This window comes from Psychrobacter glacincola, assembly GCF_904846075.1.
GTDB classification, from domain to species: Bacteria; Pseudomonadota; Gammaproteobacteria; order Pseudomonadales; family Moraxellaceae; genus Psychrobacter; species Psychrobacter glacincola_C.
This window is the reverse complement of record NZ_CAJGZH010000001.1, coordinates 597,895-622,968: the sequence shown is the minus strand read 5'-3', so window position 1 is coordinate 622,968 and position 25,074 is coordinate 597,895. Positions and strand designations below refer to the sequence as shown.

General features: G+C 44.7%; 20 protein-coding genes. 1 reads left to right on the top strand and 19 read right to left on the bottom strand.

The window, feature by feature from the left end:
- Positions 1–6: 6 nt before the first annotated feature.
- The 9 genes from JMW85_RS02700 to JMW85_RS02660 form a co-directional block, all read right to left on the bottom strand.
- On the bottom strand, positions 7–816 hold the full coding sequence (locus tag JMW85_RS02700) for an enoyl-CoA hydratase/isomerase family protein (protein ID WP_201580878.1): 810 nt from the start codon (positions 814–816) through the stop codon (positions 7–9).
- A 151-nt stretch (positions 817–967) separates the two neighbouring features.
- On the bottom strand, positions 968–2,578 hold the full coding sequence (locus tag JMW85_RS02695) for a carboxyl transferase domain-containing protein (protein ID WP_201580877.1): 1,611 nt from the start codon (positions 2,576–2,578) through the stop codon (positions 968–970).
- A gap of 115 nt (positions 2,579–2,693) precedes the next feature.
- Positions 2,694–4,469 carry an AMP-binding protein gene (locus tag JMW85_RS02690; protein WP_201580876.1) on the bottom strand — a complete coding sequence of 592 codons (1,776 nt, stop codon included), beginning with the start codon at positions 4,467–4,469 and terminating at the stop codon, positions 2,694–2,696.
- 282 nt (positions 4,470–4,751) lie between these two features.
- Complete coding sequence (locus JMW85_RS02685; RefSeq protein ID WP_201580875.1) at positions 4,752–6,539, bottom strand: AMP-binding protein; 1,788 nt, start codon at positions 6,537–6,539, stop codon at positions 4,752–4,754.
- A gap of 300 nt (positions 6,540–6,839) precedes the next feature.
- Positions 6,840–8,060: an FAD-dependent oxidoreductase gene (locus JMW85_RS02680; RefSeq protein ID WP_227681645.1), complete on the bottom strand. Its 1,221-nt coding sequence runs from the start codon at positions 8,058–8,060 to the stop codon at positions 6,840–6,842.
- A gap of 214 nt (positions 8,061–8,274) precedes the next feature.
- Positions 8,275–9,006 carry an amino acid ABC transporter ATP-binding protein gene (locus tag JMW85_RS02675; protein WP_045443837.1) on the bottom strand — a complete coding sequence of 244 codons (732 nt, stop codon included), beginning with the start codon at positions 9,004–9,006 and terminating at the stop codon, positions 8,275–8,277.
- Between the two features lie 182 nt (positions 9,007–9,188).
- Positions 9,189–9,860, bottom strand: a complete 672-nt coding sequence (locus tag JMW85_RS02670) for an ABC transporter permease subunit (protein ID WP_060490392.1) — start codon at positions 9,858–9,860, stop codon at positions 9,189–9,191.
- On the bottom strand, positions 9,857–10,603 hold the full coding sequence (locus JMW85_RS02665; protein ID WP_055123453.1) for an amino acid ABC transporter permease: 747 nt from the start codon (positions 10,601–10,603) through the stop codon (positions 9,857–9,859). Before JMW85_RS02665 ends, JMW85_RS02670 begins: the two co-directional genes overlap by 4 nt.
- Positions 10,604–10,699: 96 nt before the next feature.
- Complete coding sequence (locus JMW85_RS02660) at positions 10,700–11,686, bottom strand: glutamate/aspartate ABC transporter substrate-binding protein (protein ID WP_045453598.1); 987 nt, start codon at positions 11,684–11,686, stop codon at positions 10,700–10,702.
- Between the two features lie 324 nt (positions 11,687–12,010).
- On the opposite strand from JMW85_RS02660, the gene hslO reads away from it, so the two are divergent.
- On the top strand, positions 12,011–12,991 hold the full coding sequence (gene hslO / locus JMW85_RS02655; RefSeq protein ID WP_055123454.1) for an Hsp33 family molecular chaperone HslO: 981 nt from the start codon (positions 12,011–12,013) through the stop codon (positions 12,989–12,991).
- A 116-nt stretch (positions 12,992–13,107) separates the two neighbouring features.
- Here the strand turns inward: hslO and JMW85_RS02650 are convergent, their stop codons facing one another.
- From JMW85_RS02650 to JMW85_RS02605, 10 genes are all read right to left on the bottom strand, one after another.
- Positions 13,108–14,577: an esterase/lipase family protein gene (locus JMW85_RS02650; RefSeq protein WP_201580873.1), complete on the bottom strand. Its 1,470-nt coding sequence runs from the start codon at positions 14,575–14,577 to the stop codon at positions 13,108–13,110.
- A 228-nt stretch (positions 14,578–14,805) separates the two neighbouring features.
- On the bottom strand, positions 14,806–17,007 hold the full coding sequence (locus JMW85_RS02645) for a PhoX family protein (protein WP_201580872.1): 2,202 nt from the start codon (positions 17,005–17,007) through the stop codon (positions 14,806–14,808).
- A gap of 249 nt (positions 17,008–17,256) precedes the next feature.
- A complete protein-coding gene (locus tag JMW85_RS02640; protein ID WP_087945530.1) occupies positions 17,257–17,973 on the bottom strand; it encodes a fumarylacetoacetate hydrolase family protein in 717 nt (238 codons plus the stop codon).
- A 200-nt stretch (positions 17,974–18,173) separates the two neighbouring features.
- Entirely contained in the window at positions 18,174–18,899 is a 726-nt protein-coding gene (locus tag JMW85_RS02635; RefSeq protein WP_201580871.1) for an ABC transporter permease, read from the bottom strand.
- Between the two features lie 12 nt (positions 18,900–18,911).
- Positions 18,912–19,646, bottom strand: coding sequence for an ABC transporter permease (locus tag JMW85_RS02630; protein ID WP_045453595.1), 735 nt, complete (start codon positions 19,644–19,646; stop codon positions 18,912–18,914).
- Positions 19,647–20,104: 458 nt separating this feature from the next.
- Positions 20,105–21,016: an ABC transporter substrate-binding protein gene (locus tag JMW85_RS02625; protein WP_201539819.1), complete on the bottom strand. Its 912-nt coding sequence runs from the start codon at positions 21,014–21,016 to the stop codon at positions 20,105–20,107.
- Positions 21,017–21,118: 102 nt separating this feature from the next.
- Positions 21,119–22,045, bottom strand: coding sequence for a transporter substrate-binding domain-containing protein (locus tag JMW85_RS02620; protein ID WP_109590919.1), 927 nt, complete (start codon positions 22,043–22,045; stop codon positions 21,119–21,121).
- 32 nt (positions 22,046–22,077) lie between these two features.
- Positions 22,078–22,878 (bottom strand): transporter substrate-binding domain-containing protein, encoded by an 801-nt coding sequence (locus tag JMW85_RS02615; RefSeq protein WP_173936682.1) that lies wholly within the window; start codon positions 22,876–22,878, stop codon positions 22,078–22,080.
- Positions 22,879–23,189: 311 nt separating this feature from the next.
- Positions 23,190–23,987, bottom strand: a complete 798-nt coding sequence (locus JMW85_RS02610; protein ID WP_045443533.1) for an ABC transporter ATP-binding protein — start codon at positions 23,985–23,987, stop codon at positions 23,190–23,192.
- Between the two features lie 405 nt (positions 23,988–24,392).
- Positions 24,393–24,716 carry a hypothetical protein gene (locus tag JMW85_RS02605; RefSeq protein WP_201552738.1) on the bottom strand — a complete coding sequence of 108 codons (324 nt, stop codon included), beginning with the start codon at positions 24,714–24,716 and terminating at the stop codon, positions 24,393–24,395.
- Between the last annotated feature and the right edge of the window lie 358 nt (positions 24,717–25,074).

Below are 25,074 nucleotides of genomic sequence, written 5' to 3'. Positions count from 1 at the left end.
GCATTATCAATCTGCCGTCAACCAATCCGGCTTACGTTTTTGCAGAAAGGCTTGCACGCCCTCTTTACCTTGCTCTGATGAGCGAATATCAGCGATGCCTTTTACCGTATCGGCAATCAGCTTATCAGTGATGGGAGCATCAGCGACATCGTGTAATAGCTGCTTGCAGGTTTTGACTGCATCAGGGCTGTTTTTGACGACTTTGCTACAAAATATAGCGACCTCATCAGCTAGCCATTCTTCGCTAACACGTTCATGGATAAAGCCAAGCTGCCGTGCCTTTTTAGCATCAAATACTTCAGCACTTAAGAAGTAACGCTGTGACGCTCTAGCACCCAGTGCTCTGATGACATAAGGGCTAATCGTTGCAGGCGCTAAGCCTAAACGCACTTCGCTGAGGCAGAAGTTTGCAATTTTAACAGCGATGGCCACATCACAGACAGCCACTAATCCCATGCCGCCTGCATAAACATCACCTTGAATAGCCGCAACTGTTGGCTTAGGACATTCATAAATAGTTTTGAGCATCTGTGCTAATTTGTCCGCGTCTGCTAGGTTTTCCTCGTAGCTATAATCCGCCATGGCACGCATCCAGTTCAAATCGGCACCTGCACAGAATGCCTTGCCAGCAGCTGCTAATACAATGACACGTACGTCATCATCAGCGCCAAGCGTATTAAATGCATCGGTTAGCTCAGCAATCATTTCATCGTTAAAGGCATTACGTATCTCAGGACGATTTATCGTCACCGTCGCCACGTGCTGTTCCACTTTAACCAATAAGCTTTTATAATTTTTATCACTGTCTTTTTGCATAACTTTCTCTATATTTTTATGTAAATATTTAAACAAACGCTCGGTCAATCCATAATAATGTTAATACAAGGAAACCGAATGTAGATGTACAAATCGTACTTCAAATGAGGTTGACGCAGTAGTAGCTTATTATGGGAAGGTCTGAAAATGCTTACATCCTAAAAACACCAAAAGTCGTCTCTTCGATCGGAGCGTTATACGCGGCGCTCAACCCTAATGCCAATACATGACGTGTATCAGCAGGGTCAATTACGCCATCGTCCCATAGACGTGCGGTGGCATAATATGGGTGACCTTGCTTTTCATACATATCGAGAATCGGCGCTTTAAATGCCGCTTCATCCTCATCACTCCATGCCTCGCCTTTACGATCAAAATTGTCACGCTTGACCGTTGCCAATACTGATGCTGCTTGCTCGCCACCCATCACAGAGATACGCGCATTTGGCCACATCCATAAAAAGCGCGGGCTATAAGCGCGGCCACACATGCCATAGTTACCAGCGCCAAATGAGCCGCCAACGATGACTGTGAATTTTGGCACTTTTGCATTGGCGACTGCCATCACCATCTTGGCACCATGACGCGCAATGCCTTCATTTTCATATTTGCGACCGACCATAAAGCCAGTGATATTCTGGAGGAATACTAGTGGGATTTTGCGTTTACAACATAGCTCAATAAAGTGCGTGCCTTTCTGTGCTGACTCACTAAACAAGATACCATTGTTGGCGATAATACCGACTGGCATCCCTTCGATATGAGCGAATCCACAAACTAGCGTCGTGCCAAAGCGTGATTTAAATTCATCAAAAGCACTGTCATCGACGATACGAGCAATGATTTCTTTGATATCAAATGGCTTACGCTTATCCGTTGGAATGACGCCATATAGCTCTTTGGCATCATAGCGCGGCGGAAGCGGCTTGATTTGATTTGGGATTTGCTTAGCAGGACGATTTAGATGGCTAACGATGTTGCGCGCAATTGACAACGCATGCGTATCGCTTTGTGCTAAGTGGTCGACGACCCCCGACAGACGAGTATGCACATCGCCGCCGCCCAAATCTTCGGCTGTGACCTCTTCACCTGTCGCCGCTTTTACCAGTGGTGGACCACCCAAAAAGATGGTGCCTTGGTCTTTTACGATAATAGACTCATCACTCATCGCTGGCACATAAGCCCCTCCAGCCGTACAGCTGCCCATGACCACGGCAATCTGTGGAATACCTGCGGCACTCATATTTGCTTGATTAAAGAATATGCGACCAAAGTGCTCTTTATCGGGGAACACGTCATCTTGATTGGGTAAATTAGCACCGCCTGAATCCACCAAATAGACACAAGGCAAATTGTTTTCTTGCGCGATTTCTTGCGCACGCAGATGTTTTTTGACCGTCATTGGATAATAAGTGCCGCCCTTTACCGTGGCATCATTACAGACGATCATACACTCAATACCATTGATACGACCGATACCCGCAATCACGCCAGCTGCTGGAATCTCTTCGCCATACATATCGTACGCTGCCATCGGTGCCACTTCTAAAAATGGCGTACCCACATCCAGCAAACGCTCGACACGCTCGCGAGGCAAGAGTTTGCCACGGGCTAAATGCTTGGCACGCGCACGCTCTGAACCGCCTTGTACGACTTTACGCAAGTGACCATATAAGTCATCGACCACCGCTTGCATGGCGGCACTGTTCTGCTGGAATTCAGCGGCGTTTGGACTCAGTTTACTGGTTATGATAGCGCTCATGATATCCCTTTTTCTTTAATACGTAGATGCAAGTGGCTTTTTTTATTCTCTGCTTTATTTTAGCGTTTACTCATATATCTTATTCATACAATAACAGATAAGAGTGGTCAAATTTCTATAGACTCAGCTCTTCTATCATCTGCTCAATAATTTTATATTTCTGAATTTTTCCAGTGATGGTCATTGGATATTCAGTCACGAAACGATAATAAGTCGGTACTTTATAATGGGCAATATGCTCGCTACAGAACTCGCGAACGTCTTCTTCCGTCAAGCTGTCTGCTTCTTTAGGAATAATCCACGCCGCGAGTACTTCACCATACTTTTTATCAGGAATACCGACGATTTGCACATCTCGAATCTTCGGATGACGATAGAGATAGTTTTCGATTTCGACCGGATAAATATTCTCACCGCCACGAATCACCATGTCTTTACTACGACCAACGATTTTGACATAACCGTCTTCATCCATCGTAGCCAAATCACCCGTATGCATCCAACCGTCTTGGATGGCTGCGCGGGTTTTGAAGCGACTGCCCCAATAGCCTTTCATCACTGAATAACCACGTGTGAGTAGTTCGCCTGTCTCGCCCAAGGCTACAGTCTCACCCGTTTCAGTATTGATGACTTTGACTTCAAGCGCAGGCTGTACTAAACCAACGGTCGATACTTGCTTATCAAGCGGCGTATGTTCATTGGTCTGACAAGATACGGGACTGGTCTCTGTCATGCCATATGCAATGGTGACTTCACTCATATGCATCTCGTCGATGACGCGGCGCATGACTTCGATCGGACAACTAGAGCCTGCCATGATGCCCGTACGCAAAGTCGATAAATCAAAGTTTTTAAACTCCGGATGGTCAAGCTCAGCGATAAACATCGTTGGCACACCATGTAGACCCGTACACTTCTCTTCTTCAACGGCTTGTAATACGGTCAAAGGCTCAAAACCATCGTTCGGATAAACGATACAACCGCCATGCGTCAGAATCGCCAAGTTACCAAGCACCATACCAAAGCAATGGTAGAGTGGCACCGGAATACACAGTTTATCCTCTTCTGTGAGATTCATAGCCTCACCGATGAAGTAACCGTTGTTAAGAATATTACGATGGCTTAATGTTGCACCTTTTGGCGTACCAGTCGTGCCACTGGTGAACTGAACATTGATGGCATCGGCGTTCTTGAGCTGGGCTTGGCGCTCTGCCACCCGTGGATCGTTGGCATCGCCTTCCGCCATCCATGCAGAGAATTTCTGCATAAAGCCAAATGTTTCTTTACTGTCAGGCTCATCAATCCAAATAATGCGCTCAATCGTTGGAATCTCGACCAAATCAAGCTGGGTATAGTCTTTATGATAAATCTCAGGACACAGTTCGCGGATTAAACTGGCGTAATCGCTGGTTTTGAAATGACGCATAAGCACAAGCGCTGAGCAGCCCAATTTATTCAAGGCATATTGCAGCTCAAAGGTACGATAGGCAGGATTGATATTGACAAGGATAATACCGGCTTTTGCCGTTGCTAATTGCATGAGCAGCCATTCAGCATTATTGTGTGACCAGATACCGATGCGATCGCCGATTTCCAGCCCCATCTCAATCATGGCACTCGCTAACTGATTGACTTGCTGTTGTAGCTCGCGATATGTCCAGCGGATATTTTGATGGCAAGAAACCAAAGCTTCGCGCTCTGGATACTTGGATACGATAGCATCAAAAAAGTCACCAATGGTCGCTTCAATGAGCGGCACATCAGGGCCTTTATCATAGCTTTGGGTAAGCGGTGCATTTGCTGAGCGTGCGCCCATATTAATACTAGGAATGCTATTTAGAATAGTATCAAAATTAATGTGAGTCGCATCAAAATCAGAAGTTTGCGTCATAACGAGTCCTTTCGTTTTACTTTTTATGGTGCTTATTAGTCGCCTATCACCGATTCATTCTTCCTTGAACAGGTCTTAACTAGCGTTAGCTACTATACCGTCTTAAATCGAAGGCTGTCAATAATAGTAATACAATATGTATCATTTAAAATGATAGTATAAGATAAGATAAATTCATCAGTCATGATTAAGTGACGAATTTTCTGAATGACTTAAATCAAAAAAGCCAGCCTTATCATATATAGAAAAAAGCTAGCTTTTCCAGTGATTAATAGTCTCAAATCACTCCAGACCCAATTCTTTTATCATTTGCTCAACGATTTTGAATTTCTGAATTTTACCAGTGATGGTCATTGGATATTCATCAACGAAACGAAAGTAGGTCGGCACTTTATAATGAGCAATATGGTCACAACAAAACTGCCTTACCTCTTCTTCGCTTAAGCTATTTGGCTCTTTTGTAATAATCCACGCCGCGAGTACCTCACCATACTTTTTATCAGGAACACCAACAATTTGTACATCGCGAATCTTCGGATGACGATAGAGATAGTTTTCGACTTCTACTGGATAGATGTTTTCGCCGCCGCGAATGACCATGTCCTTGCTACGTCCCACCACAGTGATGTAGCCATCTTCGTCCATTACCGCCAAATCACCCGTATGCATCCAGCCATCAGTAATCGCCGCGCGTGTTTTAAAGCGGCTGCCCCAATAGCCTTTCATCACCGCGTAGCCATAAGTGAGTAATTCGCCCGTCTCTCCAATCGGGACGACATCACCCGTTTCAGTGTCGACGATTTTGACCTCAAGCGCGGGCAGCACCATCCCTACGGTGGAGACTCTTTTTTCGAGTGGCGTTTGCGAGCTGGTTTGACAAGAAGCTGGACTGGTCTCGGTCATGCCATAAGCAATCGTCACCTCGCTCATGTGCATTTTATCCATGACGCGGCGCATAACCTCAATTGGACAGCTAGAGCCGCCCATGATACCAGTACGCAAGCTAGACAAATCAAAGCTGTCGAATTCTGGATGATCGAGCTCTGCGATGAACATCGTCGGTACCCCAAGCAGAGCGGTACATTTTTCTGCTTCGACCGTTTGCAATACGGTAAGCGGATCAAAGCCGTCATTAGGATAAACGGCGCAACCGCCATGGGTCAAAATGGCTAGATTACCACCCACCATGCCAAAGCAATGATACAGCGGTAAGGGAATACACAGTCTATCCTCGCAGGTCAGCTTCATGCCTTCGCCAAGAAAATAGCCATTATTGAGGATGTTACGATGGCTTAATGTGGCACCTTTTGGGGTGCCTGTCGTCCCACTGGTAAACTGCACACTGATAGAGTCTGTATTTTGCAGCTGGGCTTGGCGCTCTGCTACACGTGAATCGTTGGCATCACCTTCTGCCATCCATGTAGAGAACTTTTGCATAAAATCAAAGTCTTCATCAGAGTTTGGCTCATCAATCCAAATAATGCGCTCAATCGTCGGAATCTCAACCAAATCAAGCTGCGTATAGTTTTTATGATAAATCTCAGGACATAGCTCGCGAATCATTTGCGTATAGTCGCTGCTTTTGAAATGACGCATCAATACCAATGCCGAACAGCCCAGTTTATTCAGTGCATATTGCAGCTCAAAGGTACGGTAAGCAGGATTAATATTGACGAGGATAACGCCGACTTTCGCGGTTGCCAATTGCATCAACAGCCATTCAGCATTATTTTGTGACCAGATACCGATGCGATCACCGATTTCTAGCCCCATTTCAATCATGGCACTCGCTAACTGATTAACTTTCTCTTGTAGTTCGCGATACGTCCAGCGAATATTTTGATGGCGAGAAACCAAAGCTTCACGATCAGGATATTTATTGACAATGGCATCAAAAAAATCACCGATTGTCGCTTCAATGAGCGGCACATCAATACCTTTATCATGGCTTTTGGTGAGTGGCGCATTTGCTGAACGCACGCCTACATTAACTTTAGGGATATTGTTGAGAATACTGTTATTAGGCGTGCTTTCATTAATAATGCTGTCAAAATCGGTAATCTGAGTCATCACGAGTCCTTTCGTTTTGCTGTTTAATGTTTGTTATCAGAGCGGTAATAGACTACAAAGGTAAATGTCATATTCTTCCTTGAATATTCTCTGTCACCATAGACTATAATTAAATCAAGCCCTAACCTATATAGCCTCTTAAATGAAAGCCTGTCAATAATATTGATACAGGACGTATCGATTATTATTGCTGCGCCATCTTATTAAGTTGATTATTTATATAAAAGATGCGATAGACATAAAAAAGCCAGTGCTGCATAAAGATGGCAGCACTGGCTATGGTTTGTAATGCTTTTATAATTATGCTTTAGGTGCTACAGGCGATTTAATCGTTACTGTTGCGCTGACTTCATCACTATCATTTAGCAAGTCCATGACCAGCTCTTCATCACTTTCTGTCTTGACCTGCCAATTACCAGTCGCTTTTGGCACGCCTGTCACCATGACGGAGATTGCTTTGTTTTTTAGGCGAATCATGGGTGGCTTATGATCGTAGCCATTATGATCTAGACCCAACACATCATCGGCAATGGTAGCAGCCTGAGCGCGTAATGGGGCGACATAGCGACACGGCACGCCATCGATAGACATACAGTCACCAATCGCATAAATATTGGCTGTACTGGTACGCAAGGTTGGTGCATCTACCACGATACCAGTGCGACGGTCAAACTCGACACCAGCTGCAGTTGGTAGCTTATCATCGACGGTCAGACCTGTACTGGCAATCACATGATCGACCATAAGTGGTTCGATTGGCTCAGCAGTACTGCTTTCTGTCGCTGATGCTAGCGCCTCATAACTGACCTGCAGTTTTCCATCACTGATACGAGTAATAGCAGATACCTGGTACCCTCCTAAAAAGTTAATCCCTTGCGACTTAACTGCTTGGGCAATACGAGCCGTTGCTTTTGGCGGTAGCATTTGTGATAGTGGCGCATCGTTTAAATCAATGAGTGTCACTTGATGACCTGCTTTTAATAAGTCCTCTGCAATCTCCGTCCCAACCATACCAGCACCGACGATAGCAACGTGCTGACTGCCAGTTGCTAGCTTTTCTTGCAACTGTCCAAAGCGCTCAATATGATTGACATGCCAGACTAGTTCCTCTGGCAAGCTTTTTGGGAAGATAGGATGCGCACCCATCGCTAGTACCAGCTTATCATAGCCGATCGTAGCGTAATTGGTATAGACGGGATCTGAGCGCAGCGCAGAGATAAGCTGCAACTGCTGAGTACTAGCGTCAACATCCGTCACTTGCGTATTGGCAAGTAGCTTAATATTTGCAGCTTCTGCGGCATCAACGCCAGTGGCTCTGACCAAATCTGCTGCACTTTTCTTTTGGCTAATAGCCATGGTCAGCATTGGCTTGTGATAACGATCGCCACTGTCGGCAGTAATTAAGGTAATTGGAATGTCTTTGTCTTTCGCACGAATGGCATCAATGACATGCCAGCCTGCCAAACCTGCACCAATAATGACGATACCGTTGTTTGATACTTCTGAGTTTTCAGCGCTCATATTAGCTCCCATATAGATAAGCAATTATTTTAGTTGTTAGCATATTGACCGCTATTGTATCAGTAAACAGCCATGCACTCATCTACTCACTTATAGACCAATCATATCAACATCACTGTTAAATACATCAAGCTATCACGCACAAAAAAGCGCCTATTGATAAATAGACGCTTGATATCACCCTAGAGCTACATGAGAAAAAATATATAAATGGTTAGTGATTCAAAATCTTCGATAAGAAAAGTTGCGCGCGGTCACTTTTTGCCCCTTCAAAAAACTCATCTTTACTACAATTCTCGACAATATGACCTTCGTCCATAAAGATAATACGGTTGGCTACTTGACTAGCAAAGCCCATTTCATGGGTCACACACATCATGGTCATGCCATCACGAGTCAACTCAACCATAACATCAAGTACTTCTTGAATCATCTCAGGGTCAAGCGCAGAGGTCGGCTCATCAAAGAGCATCGCTACAGGATCCATTGCTAGCGCTCGTGCAATCGCAACACGCTGCTGCTGACCACCCGATAGCTCCGCGGGATATTTCGCGGCCTGCACCGTTAGTCCGACGCGATCTAAATATGCCATGGCTTTTTGTTTGGCCTCGCTCTCTTTACGACCCAATACTTTAATTTGAGCGACCGTCAAATTATCAATGATAGTCAAATGCGGAAATAGCTCAAAATGCTGAAAGACCATGCCGACACGGCTGCGTAATTTCGGCAGATTGGTTTTTGCCGCACCAACTGAGATACCATTTACCATGATCCCACCTTCTTGAAAAGGCTCCAGTCCATTGACCGTTTTAATCAAGGTTGACTTACCACTACCTGATGGCCCGCACACGACGACGACATCACCTTTATGTACATGCGCCGTACAATCACTCAATACTTGAAAATCCCCATACCATTTGCTGACATCGGACATTTGAATGACCATCTCGTCACTAGCATGACCATTATTGGTGACCAGTCCGCCAAAGGCATTTAAGTATGTATCAGCTTTGCTCATCACTGGCTCCTAACCACATTGTTTTTAATAATCGTCATTTAAGAAAAGTTAAATCAACTACTCAACCAAAGCCTCAACACTCAAAAAGCACAAGCCAAGATAAATATCTATCAAAATCGCAAACGCTTTTGCAATTGTTGGACGCCCACGGAGGCACTGACACTGATGATGAAATATACCGCACCAGCACCCAAAATGTAAGGCGTCAGCAAACCCATCAGCTCACCGCGTACATAGGCGGCGCGGAAAAAATCTGTCAAACCAATAGCGAAAACCAACGTTGTATCTTGGAATAAAATAATACACTGCTGCAAGATTAGCGGCAGCATTTTGCGAAAGGCTTGTGGCAAAATAACCAGACGCATGGTCTGCCCATAAGTCATGCCTAACGCTTTAGCCGCATTAACCTGACCACTACCGATAGATTGAATACCAGCACGCACCACCTCTGAAAAGTAAGCGGCTTCAAACATCATAAAGGCAACCACACAAGAGGCAAAAGCAGCATCAAGTTGTAAGTACTTACCCGCTATCCAAAAATAAATCATCGGTACGGCAAAGTAAAACCACAGTAGCACTAGTAGTAGCGGTACAGAACGAAAATAATTGACGTATAGCTTTGCTGGAATCTCCAGCGCTTTGATACCAGACAAGCGCATCAACGCCAATACCGTTCCTAAGCTAATACCACCAATAATCGCCAAAAACAGCACTTTTAAGGTGGTAATCATGCCGCCCATCAAACCAGGATAGGCTGTTGCCAATTCGGTCATCATGTTCATTTCTGACCTCCTGCAATGAGCCCAGGTACACGCAGTTTGCGCTCAATTAACCCCATAATAGCAATCAACGATAAGTTAAATACTAAATAAATAATCGTCGCGTAGGTATAAATCTCGATGCTGTTTTGGGTGTATTCGCTGATGGTTTTGGTTTGACTGATCAGCTCCATTACCCCGACGAGCGAGGCGACGGAGGCGTTTTTGAAGCAGTTGGTCAGCTCAGAGCTGAGCGGGGGCAAAATAATACGAAAGGCCTGCGGTAGCAGTACTTCTTTGTAAACTTGTGGAATACTAAAGCCTAGTGCATAAGCAGCATTGATCTGACCTTCGGGCAACGACTCAATACCTGTACGTACCTGTTCAACGATACGAGCGGCGGTAAATAAGCCAAGACCAATACTCGCTGAGAGCATGGCTGACGTGTTAGGAGATAAATCCTTATACCACCACTCTTGTATCGTGGGCGTGAGCCAGCCAGGTGCAATATAAAACCAAAAGAACAACTGGACAAGCAGTGGAATATTACGAAAAAATGTCACATAAGCGGTGCCAATGGCACGAGCGGTCTTATTAGGCAAAGTACGCATGATGCCAAAGATAGTACCTACGACCATAGCAATGGCCCATGCGATACTACCAATCAATAGTAGCCAGCCAAGACCAGTAATCATCCAATGGATATAAAGCTCATTACCGATGCCAGTCTGCTCAAAGAGCACACCCCAGTTCCAGCTATAATTCATGGTTGTCTCTCCGAGCAGCGACTGAAAATCCTACGTGTTCAGATTGACATCAACATCAGTCTGAACACGTAAGCAAGCTATGTTGCAGGACAATAATTACTGTGCCGTCGCAACTTTCGGCTGAGCGCTGTCATGCGGACTGGCAATCAAGGCTTTTAAGTTGTCAGACATCTCAAAGTTTAGATTGACGTTCTTTGGTGGGATTGGGTTTAAGAACCACTTGTCATAAATGCTGTTGATTTCCCCTGATTTAAAGACATTCGCTAACGCTTCATCGACCACTGCTTTGAACTCAGGATCATCCTTACGCATCATGCAACCATAAATCTCAAACGATTGCGGCGTGCCGACGATGACCCATTCATCAGGATTTTTTGCTTTGGCTTTTTCGCCAGCAAGTAGTACATCATCCATCATAAAGGCATCCGCGCGACCATTTTCTAGCATAAGGAAGCCTTCGCCGTGGTCTTTTGCTGAGATGATATTCATGTCCATTTTGTTGTCATCATTATACTGACGAATATAACGCTCTGAAGTTGTGCCTGCGGTGGTGACTAAGGTCTTACCTTTTAGGTCTTCAAAATCTTGAATACCTGAGTCTTTTTTGGTCAATAGACGCGTACCGATTTCAAAGAAACCGTTAGAGAATGCCACTTGTTTTTGACGCTCTTCGTTGTTGGTGGTCGAACCACATTCAAAGTCGACCGTGCCGTTTTGTACCAAGGGAATACGGGTTTGTGAGGTGATAAGGTTATAACGGACGTTAAGGTCTGGCATGTTTAGCTTTTGCTTAACCGCTTCGACGACTTTCATCTCTAAATCGTGCGCATAACCAATCGGCTGATTTGGGTCGTCAGCGATATAAGAAAATGGAATAGAAGAATCACGGTGACCGACCACGATAGTACCCGAGTCTTTGATTTTTTGTAGCGTACCGTTGGTAGTGGTTTCTGTCGCTGTTGCATCATCTGCTGGCGCATCAGTGCTGGTTTGGCTACTGTTATTACACCCTGCAAGACCTAGTGCCATAAAAGCAGCGAGAGTTAAAGGTTTAGAGAAAGACCTAGAAGATAGATAGCTCATGAGATACATCCTTTTATCACATTATCACAAGATTGAATGAGTGCTTGGACGACATAGGTCTTATTCATTGACCTTATTGCCACGCATCCATGCGGTTGTTGTTGCTGTTGTTTATCACAATGCAACTTAATGTTACTGTACAACAAATTAGCGGGTGTGGGTAAAAAATTTTTAATGAGGCTTATTTTTTAAGGATATCGGGTTTAGTATCACCATAACTATCCAATAAACGCCTTTAATCTGTTAAACAATATCTAACGGCCAATTGATAAATCACGATGAATCCCCATAAAGCTAACAACTTCTTAATACTATAAATGACCTATGACACAAGATACTCAAGTCCCTAATACGGACAGCCAGAATGCTGGCAACCATAGTGACAATGACGTACGTCAACGTTTCTTTATTGAAGATTCGCCAGTGCGCGGTGATGTGGTGCGCCTATCACGCAGCTATGCCAGTACGATAGCCCAAAAGCCTTATCCTGAAGCGATCAAGCGCTTATTGGGTGAGATGCTGACAGCAGCGAGTTTGCTTATCGGCACGGTCAAAATCAATGGTCATCTGTCCATTCAGTTGCAATCATCAGACAGCGATAGCTTGCTAAACTGGGCAATGGCAGAATGCAATCAAGACGGTATCATCCGTGCCCTTGCTAGCTGGAAGGGTGAGACTGATGAGCAAGTACAGGCTTGGGAAAATATGACTCATGCCAAAGAGGCATTTGCTGAATTGGGTGCGATGGGTCAAGGCGTGTTGTTTATTAACATTCAGCCTGAAGGCGGCGAAGCCTATCAAGGCATCGTCGAGCGCAGCCATGACAATTTGGCAGACTGCTTAGCGCACTACCAAAAGCAATCGGCGCAGATTCCAACCTTGATTAATTTGGCGTCTGATGGTCTGCAAGCGGGTGGAATGTTGGTACAGATGCTTCCTCGTACTGCTGAAGAAACCTATGAAGTCGAGCAAAACCAAGATGCGGGTATCGACGATGACTTGTGGACACGTCTGAGCGTTTTGACACGGACAGTGAAAGCTGAAGAGTTGACCACGCTTGATGCCAACGAAATCCTTTATCGCTTGTATCATGAAGAAAATGTCGTCGCGCCCGACCCTGTTGCCTTATCATTTGGTTGTACCTGCTCACGTGAGAAATGTGAGATGGCCATTGAGCAAATCGGTGAAGCAGAAGCCTTAGACATCATTGATGAGCAAGGCGGTAATTTTGAGATGGATTGCGGCTTTTGTGGCGAGATGTATAAATTTAATAAAGACGATGTGACCACGATATTTTCTGAGTAATTAGGATTTAGTGCAGCTCGCTTAGTAATAAAAAAACCCTCAAGTGTGATGCTTGGGGGTTTTTAATGTCAGGGCTTGAAATTTATGACTGACGATATAACTGGTTTCGAGCACGCTTAATTGGCCACTTCATCCACTTCTGGATAAGAATAGATACGACTATCAAGCCCATACTTTGCATCATGGGCATCGCCTAGCCTATTATCCAACAACCAAGCAATAACTTGCTCATGTACTCTATCGCTGTAGATTAAATTCATGTGATTGACGCCATAAAAAATCGCCTTATGTCCCTCTGGTACTGCTAGCGTATGCTCTTCGGTATATTCGCCGAGCGCTGACTCTACTGAGACCAATCCGTCCCCAAGCAAACTTGTGGTCTTAGATTCATAATGAGTTTCAATCAAAGCTGCCGCCACTAAATAGGTATTCACATGCAGGGGCAAACGCGTGGGATGACGAAACTCTGCTGGCAGCACACTGCGCCCTTCGGTAGACTTCCAATCAGCATCGCGAATACTGCCGTAACGTAAATCTATAATACCAGCGCTACGCAAGTCGCCCAATTTAGCCAATGATCCTGCAAAAGGCAGCTTAGCGATTTTATCTTGAACAAAATGTCCAATCTGCTCCAAGCTTGCGCCATGATGCGGTGAGCCTAAGGTGACAAGATTGCCCACGCGTTTGACCCAGCTAAAGCCTTGCTCTTTACCGTAAAACAACGCACTACGGCTTAATAATCCCCCCATACTATGACCGATTAAATCTATCTGAGTGACGTCAGGATTATTCTCAACCAAATCTTGCAAGACTTTTGCAAAGCTACGTCCGTTGCTAGAAATACGCCGACCCGTATTATAGTTTAAATACAGCACCGTCGCTTTTGGCAAGTGATTGACCAACACTTCACCCAAATTGCCTTCTCCAGATACCTGCCAGCTCAAATGACTCATACAAAGCCCATGGCATAAGATAATAACGCGCCCTGACAGCGCACCACTTTGTACACGATTGTATTCATCGTATAGCACCATCGATACTGCCAATGGATTGTGATGAGTGATAAGGTGATCGCCCATGACGCCATTTAGAATATTGACCAAGCGCCGTAAGTTTTTGGGTAAAGGTTGAATGTTTTTGGGTTTAGAAACAGTGTTATAAAGACGCAGCCCTGAGGCAAGATTATTGCCCACCAATTGCATCGTATAACGCACCGTGCCATAAATCCGCCCCGTGATACCGTGCTGCCAGTGCTCAATATTGCCTTTATTAAACCGCCCTAAAGGACGTAGCAGGATCTCACGATGGATAGCCTCTACAATATCAGTGACTTCCACCACGCCCATCGTTGCCAACTGAGCCAAGCCTTCAAAAAAATCAACCAACGTAATAGGCTGATGCGGTTTGCTATAGCTGTTGTCCACCGTCTCGGCGCTCAGCTCATCGACATAAATATATTCGAGTTTCGCCAACTCTTCATAGACATCGCCCTGAAAACCTTCACCAGTATCCGACTCAATAGCAGTTGGACGCCGAGTGGTGGCAAATAAATCATGAATGGTTTCTAAAGGTTTTGGACTGGGCATAGTGTTAACATATCAAGCAGTTGAAAGGATTTTCCATACTATCCTGTAATTGTCATAAACAGAAGAAAATGATTTAATTATCAAGTATCTTTATTGTCAAAGAAAGGCGCTATCCTTTAATATCAATACTTGCATATTAATAACTATCCTCCAAAACACAAAATCCCAAGCCATGACTTGGGTTTTTTTTGTTGAGAAAAACACATCATTACTCATGCAAATGTCTAACTAGACAAACGACTCTGCCAGTATGACATCGCCATCTTCACGCGTAATCATCACGGTCGCTGAGCGCGGCGTACTGCCTCCAGCAACAGCGCCCCAAGTATTACCCGGATGCTGAATATTGATAAATAAGGTTTTAAAGTCAGGAGCCATGGTAATACCTGTGACTTCACAGCCTTCAGGACCGACAAAAAAACGTTTGATATTGTCATTACTAGCAGGCATCCCAACTCGTGTTTGTTGTCCCGCTGAGGTCGTTATGGCTGTCCCATCACTGACTTTACCCGGCAGCGCCGCCAGTAACATACAGCTGCTGGTATCGGTATAAGCGCCGTCATCGGTCTGAATCCATAATACGCCACGCGGATCGAAGTACAAACCATCGGGAGAAGACAAATCATTGCTATCATTTAACTGTGACAAATTTTCTGCGGTCAGATCATAAGGCGTGGCAAACAGATAAATATCCCACTCAAAACTCATGGCCGCATGATCGCCACCTGCTTCTGCCCAGCGAATGATATGACCGTTGTCATTACCTGCCGCTTTTTCACCTGCTTGATAGCTACGCGGATTAGAGGCTGACACAGGTTGATCTTCGCGTACGCCGCGATATTTATTATTGGTCAATGTGACGTATACCTCACCCGTCATAGGGCTAACCGATACCCACTCTGGTCGATCCATTTTGGTTGCACCGACCACATCTGCTGCGGCACGAGCAAAAACCAACACCTCATCTTGTCCATTAAAAGGCAATACCGTATTGGAAGCATCCAGTCCGTTTTGACTATGGACGAGTGCTTTCCATTCACCGCTGCCATCTTCATTAAAGATAGCAACATAGAGCGTACCGTCATTCAAATACTTATCGCCCGCTTTTAAGCCACCGCCGATATCACTATTTGACCATGTGGCTTTGGAGACAAACTTATAAATATATTCGCCGCGAGCATCATCGCCCATATAAAAGACCACCGGTTTGCCTTGTTCAACCGGAGCATAAGCACAGTTTTCATGGGCAAAACGTCCCAGTGCCGTACGTTTTTGCGGCATAGAGTTTTGGTCAAAAGGGTCAATTTCGGTGATATAGCCAAAGGTATTAAAGCCATTACGATAATCGTCAGCCGCACTGGTACCGACGGCGGTCATATCCCAGCGCGAAAACTCATCGGCTATCTTGGCATCTTTGGCTTCAGGTGTGTGCCACAGATACTCCCAGCCTGGGAAATCCTCTGTTGCACCGTAGCGTTCGCGACCATAGTTTTGCCCATCACTTAATTGGCTAGCATCTTGCCCACGGGCGAATACCCCTAAAAAGTTCTCTTCGGTGGTCAGGTAGGTACCCCAAGGTGACAAGCCTGCACCGCAATTATTATTGATGCCGCGCGTCTGAAAGCCTGTCGGATCAAACTTAGTCTTGACCAAATCAGAACCAGCAACTGGCCCTGTCAACTGCGCCGTACTACTACTCGTGAGACGGCGATTATATTTCGAATCAGTCACCATCTCATAGCCCATGCCATCAGCGCGGCGTTTCATCTCGACCACTGCTACCCCATGGCAATTGACTTCTCGGCGCACGTCACTCGCGAGTCGACTATTTTTAAAGATGGGCGCGGCTTTGTTATCTTGGATCACATGATAGCCAAACGGACTCAGCTCATTACTGTTTACATATTCATGATTCATCACCAGTAGACCATTCTCTGCCGCTTTGGCATCATAAGCGCCGCCCTTTTTACCAAAGAACCACATGCCATCATGGTTATCACCCATGCGCCACTCGAATGACTCTGCCGACTGCTCTCGGTTGTCTTTCCAATCGTCGATACCAGATATCAGCGGCGTACCCAGTGGTAATATCATCTCGGCTTTATAGCCTGCTGCCACGCTCATCGTTTCGGCAGTTGAATGCGCCACTGCCGTAAACTTCAAAGTCTCAGGACGTTTGAGATCCCCCTGTGCAGGGATAGCCGCGTTATTATCAGTATTTTTGATAGGACTGCTGTCATCATCATCGCTACAGCCAACCAAAGGTAGCGCCCCAAAAAAAGCCGCCGCCGTCAATCCTGTGCCACCTTTTAGGATACTACGACGATTTAAACGACGACTAATAACGGTTTGAAAATCGATATTGTCAGTCGGATTAGAGTCTTCAACGACTTCATGGGCAAGTGGTTGTTTATTATTCAATAATGTCATTATCAGTCACCTTGCTATTAGGCTGGATTGGCGGAGAGTTGGGCGCGGCTTTAAAATTATCACCACAAAAATACGAATTACGCCTAAGTCTACCGAGAGTTTATGACAGAACGTTGAAACATAGATGACAGTCTCATGACAGCACTTTGTAAGCACCTTATAAAACGAAAAAATCCCAAGCGTTAACTTGGGATTTTATGATGGCGTCGCTGCATTTGACGACTGATAAAATAGTGCTGCTATAAAAATTTATTGAACCTGCGCCTGCCATTCATGGGCACCGAGCTTCAATTTTAACGCATCGCCTGCTTGTAATATGCCAACGCCGCTTGGCGTTCCAGTCATAATTACATCACCTGCTTGTAAGCTAAAGGCATGGCTAATCTCTGCCAGTAATTCATAAACTGGAAATAGCATCAATGCACTGTCACCATCTTGCTTCAACTCGTCATTGATATAAAGCTGATATTCGACATGACTAAAATCACCAAACGCTTGCGGATCAATCCAATCAGCAAGTACACAGGCACCATCGAAACACTTAGCACGCTCCCATGGATGACCTTTTTCTTTGAGCTTACTTTGCAAGTCACGTAAGGTCAAATCCAGCCCCAAGGTCACGCCACCTATCGCTTGCTGTGCTTGTTCAAGCGTGGCTGCCGATAAGTCTGCTGCTAATTGCACACACAGCTCAGCTTCATAATGGGTCTCACCATATATCGCTGGATTGGGACGGACGATATCATGACGCACACTGACCACTGACGATGCTGGTTTCATAAATAAGATGGGTGATTTTGGTATCTCATTGCCAAGCTCGCGGGCGTGTTCCGCATAGTTACGGCCGACACAGACCACCTTGCCGATGGATGCACGTACGCTATCGTTAACCGTTGCAATGCTCGCGTCATCATTGACACTGGCAGCAATCGCATTGATTAAAGACATATGGGGTGATTGGCTCATACTAGGCACTCACAGCAGATTATTGATAGTTTGGTCATACATACTGCACTATCTGTCGCTATTTTTCTAGGGCTTATCTTCATTTTAAAAATAGTCATAAAAATGAGATAAATGGCAGTTAAACAAAAGAATAGCGGGTTAATATTAAGATATTAACCCGCTATTTCATTGATTTTTTAGCATTATTTTGAGCCAAACCATTAAGGTATGGTGTTGGTCATTACATCAGGCGGTACATAGCTTGTGTGGCGGTTCATTCTTTTTTCAAACAACCTAAAGCTAAACAGAATCACCCATGATAATAGAAGGTAAATAATACCAGCAGCAAAGAACAGCTCCATCAAGGTATAAGTTCGCGCACTAATGGTTCGAGCGACACCCGTGATATCCATCAAAGCGATGGTTGACGCAAGCGCACTGCCTTTTAGCATAAAGATCACTTCATTGCTATAAGCTGGAATGACAATACCAAAGGCACGGGGTAAGGTAATACGCGTAAGCTTCTGCCATTTCGACATACCGATAGCGTCAGCTGCTTCGAGCTCACCAACAGGAATGGTCTGAATCGCACCGCGAATGATTTCTGCCAAATAAGCACTGGTATTCATGGTAAAGGCAATGATGGCACACCAATACGCTTGACTGAGCACAGGTTCCCATAAGAACGAATTGCGTATAGCCTCAAACTGTCCTAGACCATAATAAATCAAAAATATCTGTACCAGTAGCGGCGTGCCACGGAAGAAAAAGATATAAGAAAAGGGTAGTATCTGTACCAGCCAGCTTTTTGACAAGCGCAACTGGGCTAAAACCAAACCAAAAAACAGACCGATAATACCTGAGATAACCACCAGCTGTATGGTCAATACTGCCCCGTTTAATAAATCAGGAATACTATCAAAAATAACCTGCCAATTCCAATCCATAGTATCTCTCCTCTATCCTATGGTCGATTGACGGTGGGTTGACTGACGGCTCAGCTTTTTAGCGTAGCGTGCCGCTGGATTGGCGCGCCATTCGAGCCACATCATAAAACCAGTAATCAACATGGTTAAACCCAGATAAATAATCGCCGCTGCCATATAAAAAGTAAATGGCTGCTGCGTTGATTGGGCGGCACGTGATGCCTGATACATAATGTCTTTGAGACCCACGACCGATACCAATGCGGTATCTTTGAGCAACACCAAAAACAAATTGCCCAATCCTGGCAACGCAATCTGCCAAACTTGTGGCAAGGTAATGCGATAAAACGTCTGAAAAGGACGCATACCAATCGCTTGTGCCGCCTCCTTCTGCCCTATCGGAATCTCTTGGATCGACATGCGAAAAATTTCAGTCGCATAAGCGCCAAACGCGATAGACAACGCCATCACGCCACCCCAAAAGGCACTAATCTCAACATATTCGTTATAGCCGAATTTCTTGAGAATCGTCATCAGCAGCATAGAGCCACCGTAATAGATAAACAGTACCAATAGCAACTCTGGAATACCGCGCATTGTCGCTGTATATACAGTCGCAATTTTACGCAGCAGCCAGACGTTGGACAGCTTAGCTGTGGCACCGAGCAGCCCTAAAGCCATGCCGATGACTAAACTGGTCATGGCAAGCTTGATGGTGACGGTAGCGCCGCTCAGTAGTAGCGCGCCAAATCCTTGTAAATCAAACACAATTATCCACTCAGTCTCTTTATATTAGCAATTTGCAAAATATGAGTTAAAAGAATCAGCATCAATCGCTGAGCGCTGCTGATAAGCGTATTTTATACCAAATAGACCTTGGTGCTTTGCGTCATAGATCGACGTCAAATCAATACGATTATTGCGGCGGAAATTGACACAGTAGAAATGAGCGCTGATTTTATCATATTCGCTGCCAGCTATGTTAATACTCACACGTAAAAGCAGTGCTTAAATAGACGCTTATCTTCTTAAAAACACATTAGATTAGTCATATTTTTACAAACCGAACAGTCAATATCACAATACCGAACTATTTTTTATAAAAAACAAAAAAAGGATATCGCTATTGAAGCAATACCCTTCCTATGAAATGGAATTCAAATTAACCTATTAAAAATCAGCATTCTCACGGTTACGATGCAACAGTGCTAAATGTATTTTAAGACTTATTCAGCAGGTTTTTCTGTCGGCTCAGTAGTGACCGTCGAGCTTGACGCTGGAATCGCAAAATATTTTTGATTGATTTTATCGTAAGTGCCATCCGCTTTAATATTAACCAATGACTTATTAATTTTTGCTTGCAATGCATCGCCTGGACGCACCGCGATGGCAAAATTATCATTTATGTCAATCTCTTGACCTTTGAGCGCATACTGACTGCCGGAGGTGGAGCCAAGCCATTCTAGCGCTGGCAGCTTATCAGACACCATCGCATCAACACGATTCGAACCCAAATCCAAAAACGCATTACTTAGCGTGTCATAAAGCTTCATGTCAGCATTTGGATAAACCTTTTCTAACCACTGCGAAGAAATGGTCGAGCGCTGAGCGGCAATAGAATGCGCATTGATATCATCGCTATTGCTAGGATCGAAGCTGCTGTCTTTTTTGGCCAAAAACACTAAGGTATTGCTAAAGTACGGCTCTGTAAAGCTGACTTGTTGCTCACGCTCAGGCGTCACCGACATAGCGGCCACAATCGCATCATACTTACCCGCTTTTAGACCCGGGATAATACCGTCCCAATCTTGCGCCGTGATTTCACACGTTACCTTCATATCGGCACAGATAGCGTTGGCAATATCAACATCAAAACCACCAAGGGTGCCATCCGCATTGGTATAGTTAAAGGGGGCATAAGCGCCTTCGGTACCAATACGCAACACATCACCCGTCGCTGCGGTCTCAGCGGCGTCTGGGCTGACATCATCATTCGCATCATTTTGACCATTGCTACATCCTGCTAAGGTTAAAAGCGCCGCCATCGCAAGCAAGGGCGCTGAAAAACGTCGCGCCTTGATGCCATTGATAACAGACGCGTTCGCGATTGCACAGTGTTGGTCAAAATGGTTGTTCATGATCATCCTTGGGGTTTGTGAGTAAAATAACACTCATCTCTATGAGCGAATATCGCCATACGTGACAGCCATATCAGCCGAGCACAGAGATGAGCTATGATATTAGTTAGTCGCCGCTTCAGCTGATTCTTCTTTCACTTCAACAGCATCATCACCTTCAACCACCATCACTTCTTTTACGTCGGTGGTTGCCACGGCTTTTTGCGCAGCAGCAGTAGAGCTGGTGCCAAAATAGCTGCCTGTGATTTGGTCATAAGTACCGTTTTCTTTTAATTCAGCCAACGCTTTATTGAACTTAGCGACCAATGGATCGCCTTTACGCAGCGCGATACCCATGGCATCTTCGTCGGTGCTGATTTCTTGTCCTTTCACTTCATAGTCTTTACCAGCATCCGTTTTTAGCCAATCGATGCCAGTGACTTTATCGGACATCATTGCCCGTACGCGACCTGAAGTCAGATCCAGATACGCATTGTCTTGGGTATCATAAAGCTTGATATCAGCATCTGCATGTTCATCCTGCAAGTACTGTGAAGCGACGGTTGAGCGCTGTGAGGCAATAGGCTGACCTTTTAATGCATCAACGCGAATGTCATCACCTTTTTTACCGATCAAGATAATGCCGGTGTGAAAGTACGGGTCAGTGAATTCAACCACTTCTTTACGCTCAGGCGTGATCGACATACCTGCGATAATTGCATCGAATTTTTGGGCATTTAGACCAGGAATGAGACCATCCCAATCTTGTGAGATGACTTCACATTTTGCTTTCATTTGTGCACACAGAGCGTCGACCAGCTCAATCTCATAACCAATTAACTTGCCATCAGCATCGGTATAACTGAACGGCTTATAGCTTGATTCGGTGGCAATTTTTATGTTCATAGGTGCATCGGCTGTGGTGTCAGCTGCCGCCCCATCTTCTGGCGTGGCGCTATTATTACAACCAGCCAGCATAAGCATCGCGGCACTTAATGGCGCAAGCCAAAGCGCCTTAGTTTTTAATGATGATGTCATTGATATTGTCATGTTTGCTATTCCTTCATTTTTCAATCAGAAGATTATTGACCAAAGTTCGCTTGCTCAAGACGTGCCAGCTCACCGTTACTACGGATTTCGCTGAGTGCTTTATTAAAGTCGTCTCTGAGTGCGTCACCTTTACGAACAGCAATGGCAATATTATCGTCATTGTCAATTTCGTCACCAACGATACCAAAGCCTTCAGGGTTGTCTGCCAACCATGATTTGGCAGAGACTTTTTCCGCCAATACCGCATCGCTACGACCAGACTTTAGATCCAGATAAGCATTGTCATAATTGTCATACAACTGCACAGTATTGCCGTCTTTGCCTTCATAGTTATCTTGTAAATAAGCGCCAGGCGTGGTTGAACGTTGACCACCAAGTGTCAAGTTTTTGATCGCCATAGGATCAAAACTGCCTTTGGTATCGGTCAGCCAAACCATCGTATTGGCAAAGTAAGGCTCGGTAAAGTCGACTTTTTCTTGACGCTCAGGTGTAATAGACATACCCGCAATCACTGCATCATATTTTTGTGCTAAAAGACCCGGAATAATACCATCCCAATCTTGAGCGACGATTTCACATTTGGCTTGCATCTGTTTACACAAGGCATTGGCAACGTCAATATCGTAGCCTGCCAAGCTGCCATCAGCATTGGTGTAGTTAAAAGGAGGGTAAGCACCTTCGGTCGCGATACGAATGGTCTTGCCAGCCGTTTCTGCTGCAGTGGCGTCAGTGTTGCTATCAGTAGTTTCATTAGCCGGTTGACTACAGGCGCTCAGCATCAATGCGGCGGTAACGGTCATCGATGACCACAATAGGCGAGAATTCGACATCATACATTCCTTAAATTCTGATGGGTTTTTAATGTAGGGTTCTGATATTTTGTTCTCTGACGTCCCTGCCAGACAAGCAATATAGATAGCAGAATACACAAGCAGCCGTCATTATCGACCACCTGTAAACCTTCTGATAATACCTGAGTAAAATATCAAAAACAAACGTTTTACATACCGACTGTTATTAACGAGTAATAAACGGTCAACGCTGCTTACTAAGCAGTAATTTTATGCTTAAAATAAAATGACGATAGGGTGGTAAGAATATTACCACCCCATTTTTGCATATAAAACGGATACTAAATACGAGGCTAGTTCTGACGATGCGATGCCATAAAGTCTTTGACACGCTCAGAGGTAGGATTATCAAAAACTTGCTCAGGCGTGCCAATCTCTTCAATCACACCTTGATGCAAGAACACCACTTTGCTTGATACTTCTCTCGCAAAACGCATCTCATGGGTGACGATAAGCATAGTACGTCCCTCTTCTGCCAACTCACGCATGACAGCGAGCACTTCATTGACCAGCTCAGGATCTAAGGCTGAGGTTGGCTCATCGAATAGCAGCACTTGTGGCTGCATGGCAAGCGCACGGGCAATTGCCACACGCTGACGCTGACCACCAGATAAATTCGCTGGATAAGCGTCTTTTTTATCAAGCAAACCGACTTTATCGAGCAGTTTTTCAGCATCGCTAATGGCTTGATCTTTTTTAATCTTTAAAACCTGCGTTGGTCCTTCGATGATGTTTTGCAAAATCGTTTTGTGCGGCCACAAGTTAAAGTTTTGGAAGACAAAACCCACGCGCGCGCGCAAGTTTTCCAATTGCTTGATATCGACCGCTTGCAGCTCACCTGACTTGGCAGGCTTGAGCATCAGCTCATCATTACCGATAATAATACGACCTTGATTGGGCTTTTCGAGCAAATTAATGCAGCGCAGTAAGGTAGATTTACCTGAGCCTGATGAGCCCAAAATAGAGATGACATCACCGTCATATGCGGTAAGGGACACTCCTTTTAGCACTGCCAATGAGCCATAGCTTTTATGGACGTCTTGTAAATCTAAGGCGATAGGCCGAGTCGGATCTTTTGCAATATCAAGCATGGTTCAGCAGACTTCCAATAAATATGAGTGAAAACACGAATAAAAATAAATAAAAAATAGCGGCATAGGCAGCATAAATAGTATCAGCATCGATCATAGCATTATTGTGATAAGGCAATGATTCGTGACACAAATAGAAAAAATGCCTCATTGTCTCTTATTACACAGCAAAAAGGCAAATCCTGTATTGAACCAGATGCTCAATCAACGCTGAATCAATGCTCAATCAGTGGCAAATAAATACTAATAAGCCACTAAATAGCTAACACAAAAAAGCCCAGACTGTATTTACAGCGCTGAGCCTTATTTTATCACTTTCGTGTACTGGGCGTAGTTTTATCTGATTATCTAGTTTTATTCGCTTATATCATCCACTAATGATAATCAGTTAATCAAAGTAGCGATTTAATACGTCGAGACATGTTCTTCGCTCTCAGTGCCGTCCAGCACTTCGGCGTCATCTGCTGTTGCCACCGCCACATCATCATTACTACCCACTGCCATGCCATCATCAGCACTAGCAACTGCAATATCATCACCTTCGCCTGCTGTCGCAACACCAGTAGCTTCATCCTCTACCGCTGTTTGTGCATCAACGGCTGGAGCAGTTTCCATAGGTGCTTCCTCTTTCTTACCGCAAGCGCCCAATGTCAATGCCGCGGCAACCAAACCAACTGCCAGCAAGCTTTTACGCATGGTGTTGTCGATAGTGTCATTTCTAATAGCCATTTTTATTCTCCATCATTATTTCATTTGTTAAGTTGTATTTGACGAGCAACCATTCGTACATGAATGTCTGCCCTTTAATTGCTTTATGATGCACCGTTAAGCTCTACTATACGTATGATTAATGCTAGCTACCTTAGTAGTTACAACGCAGTTCTGTTAAAACCACGTAACCGAAAGCTTGCGTTTCTGCTTTCTCTAAAACGGTGCTTGTATCATGAAATGGCAAGGATTCAGTAATGGTAAAGTCAGTAAAATGACGCGACAACAATGCTCATAAACGCTATGTAAAGCAGGCACTGTTCACAAAATCATCTTTACTATCGCCTCAATCTCCTCTATGTTAAATAGCATAATACCT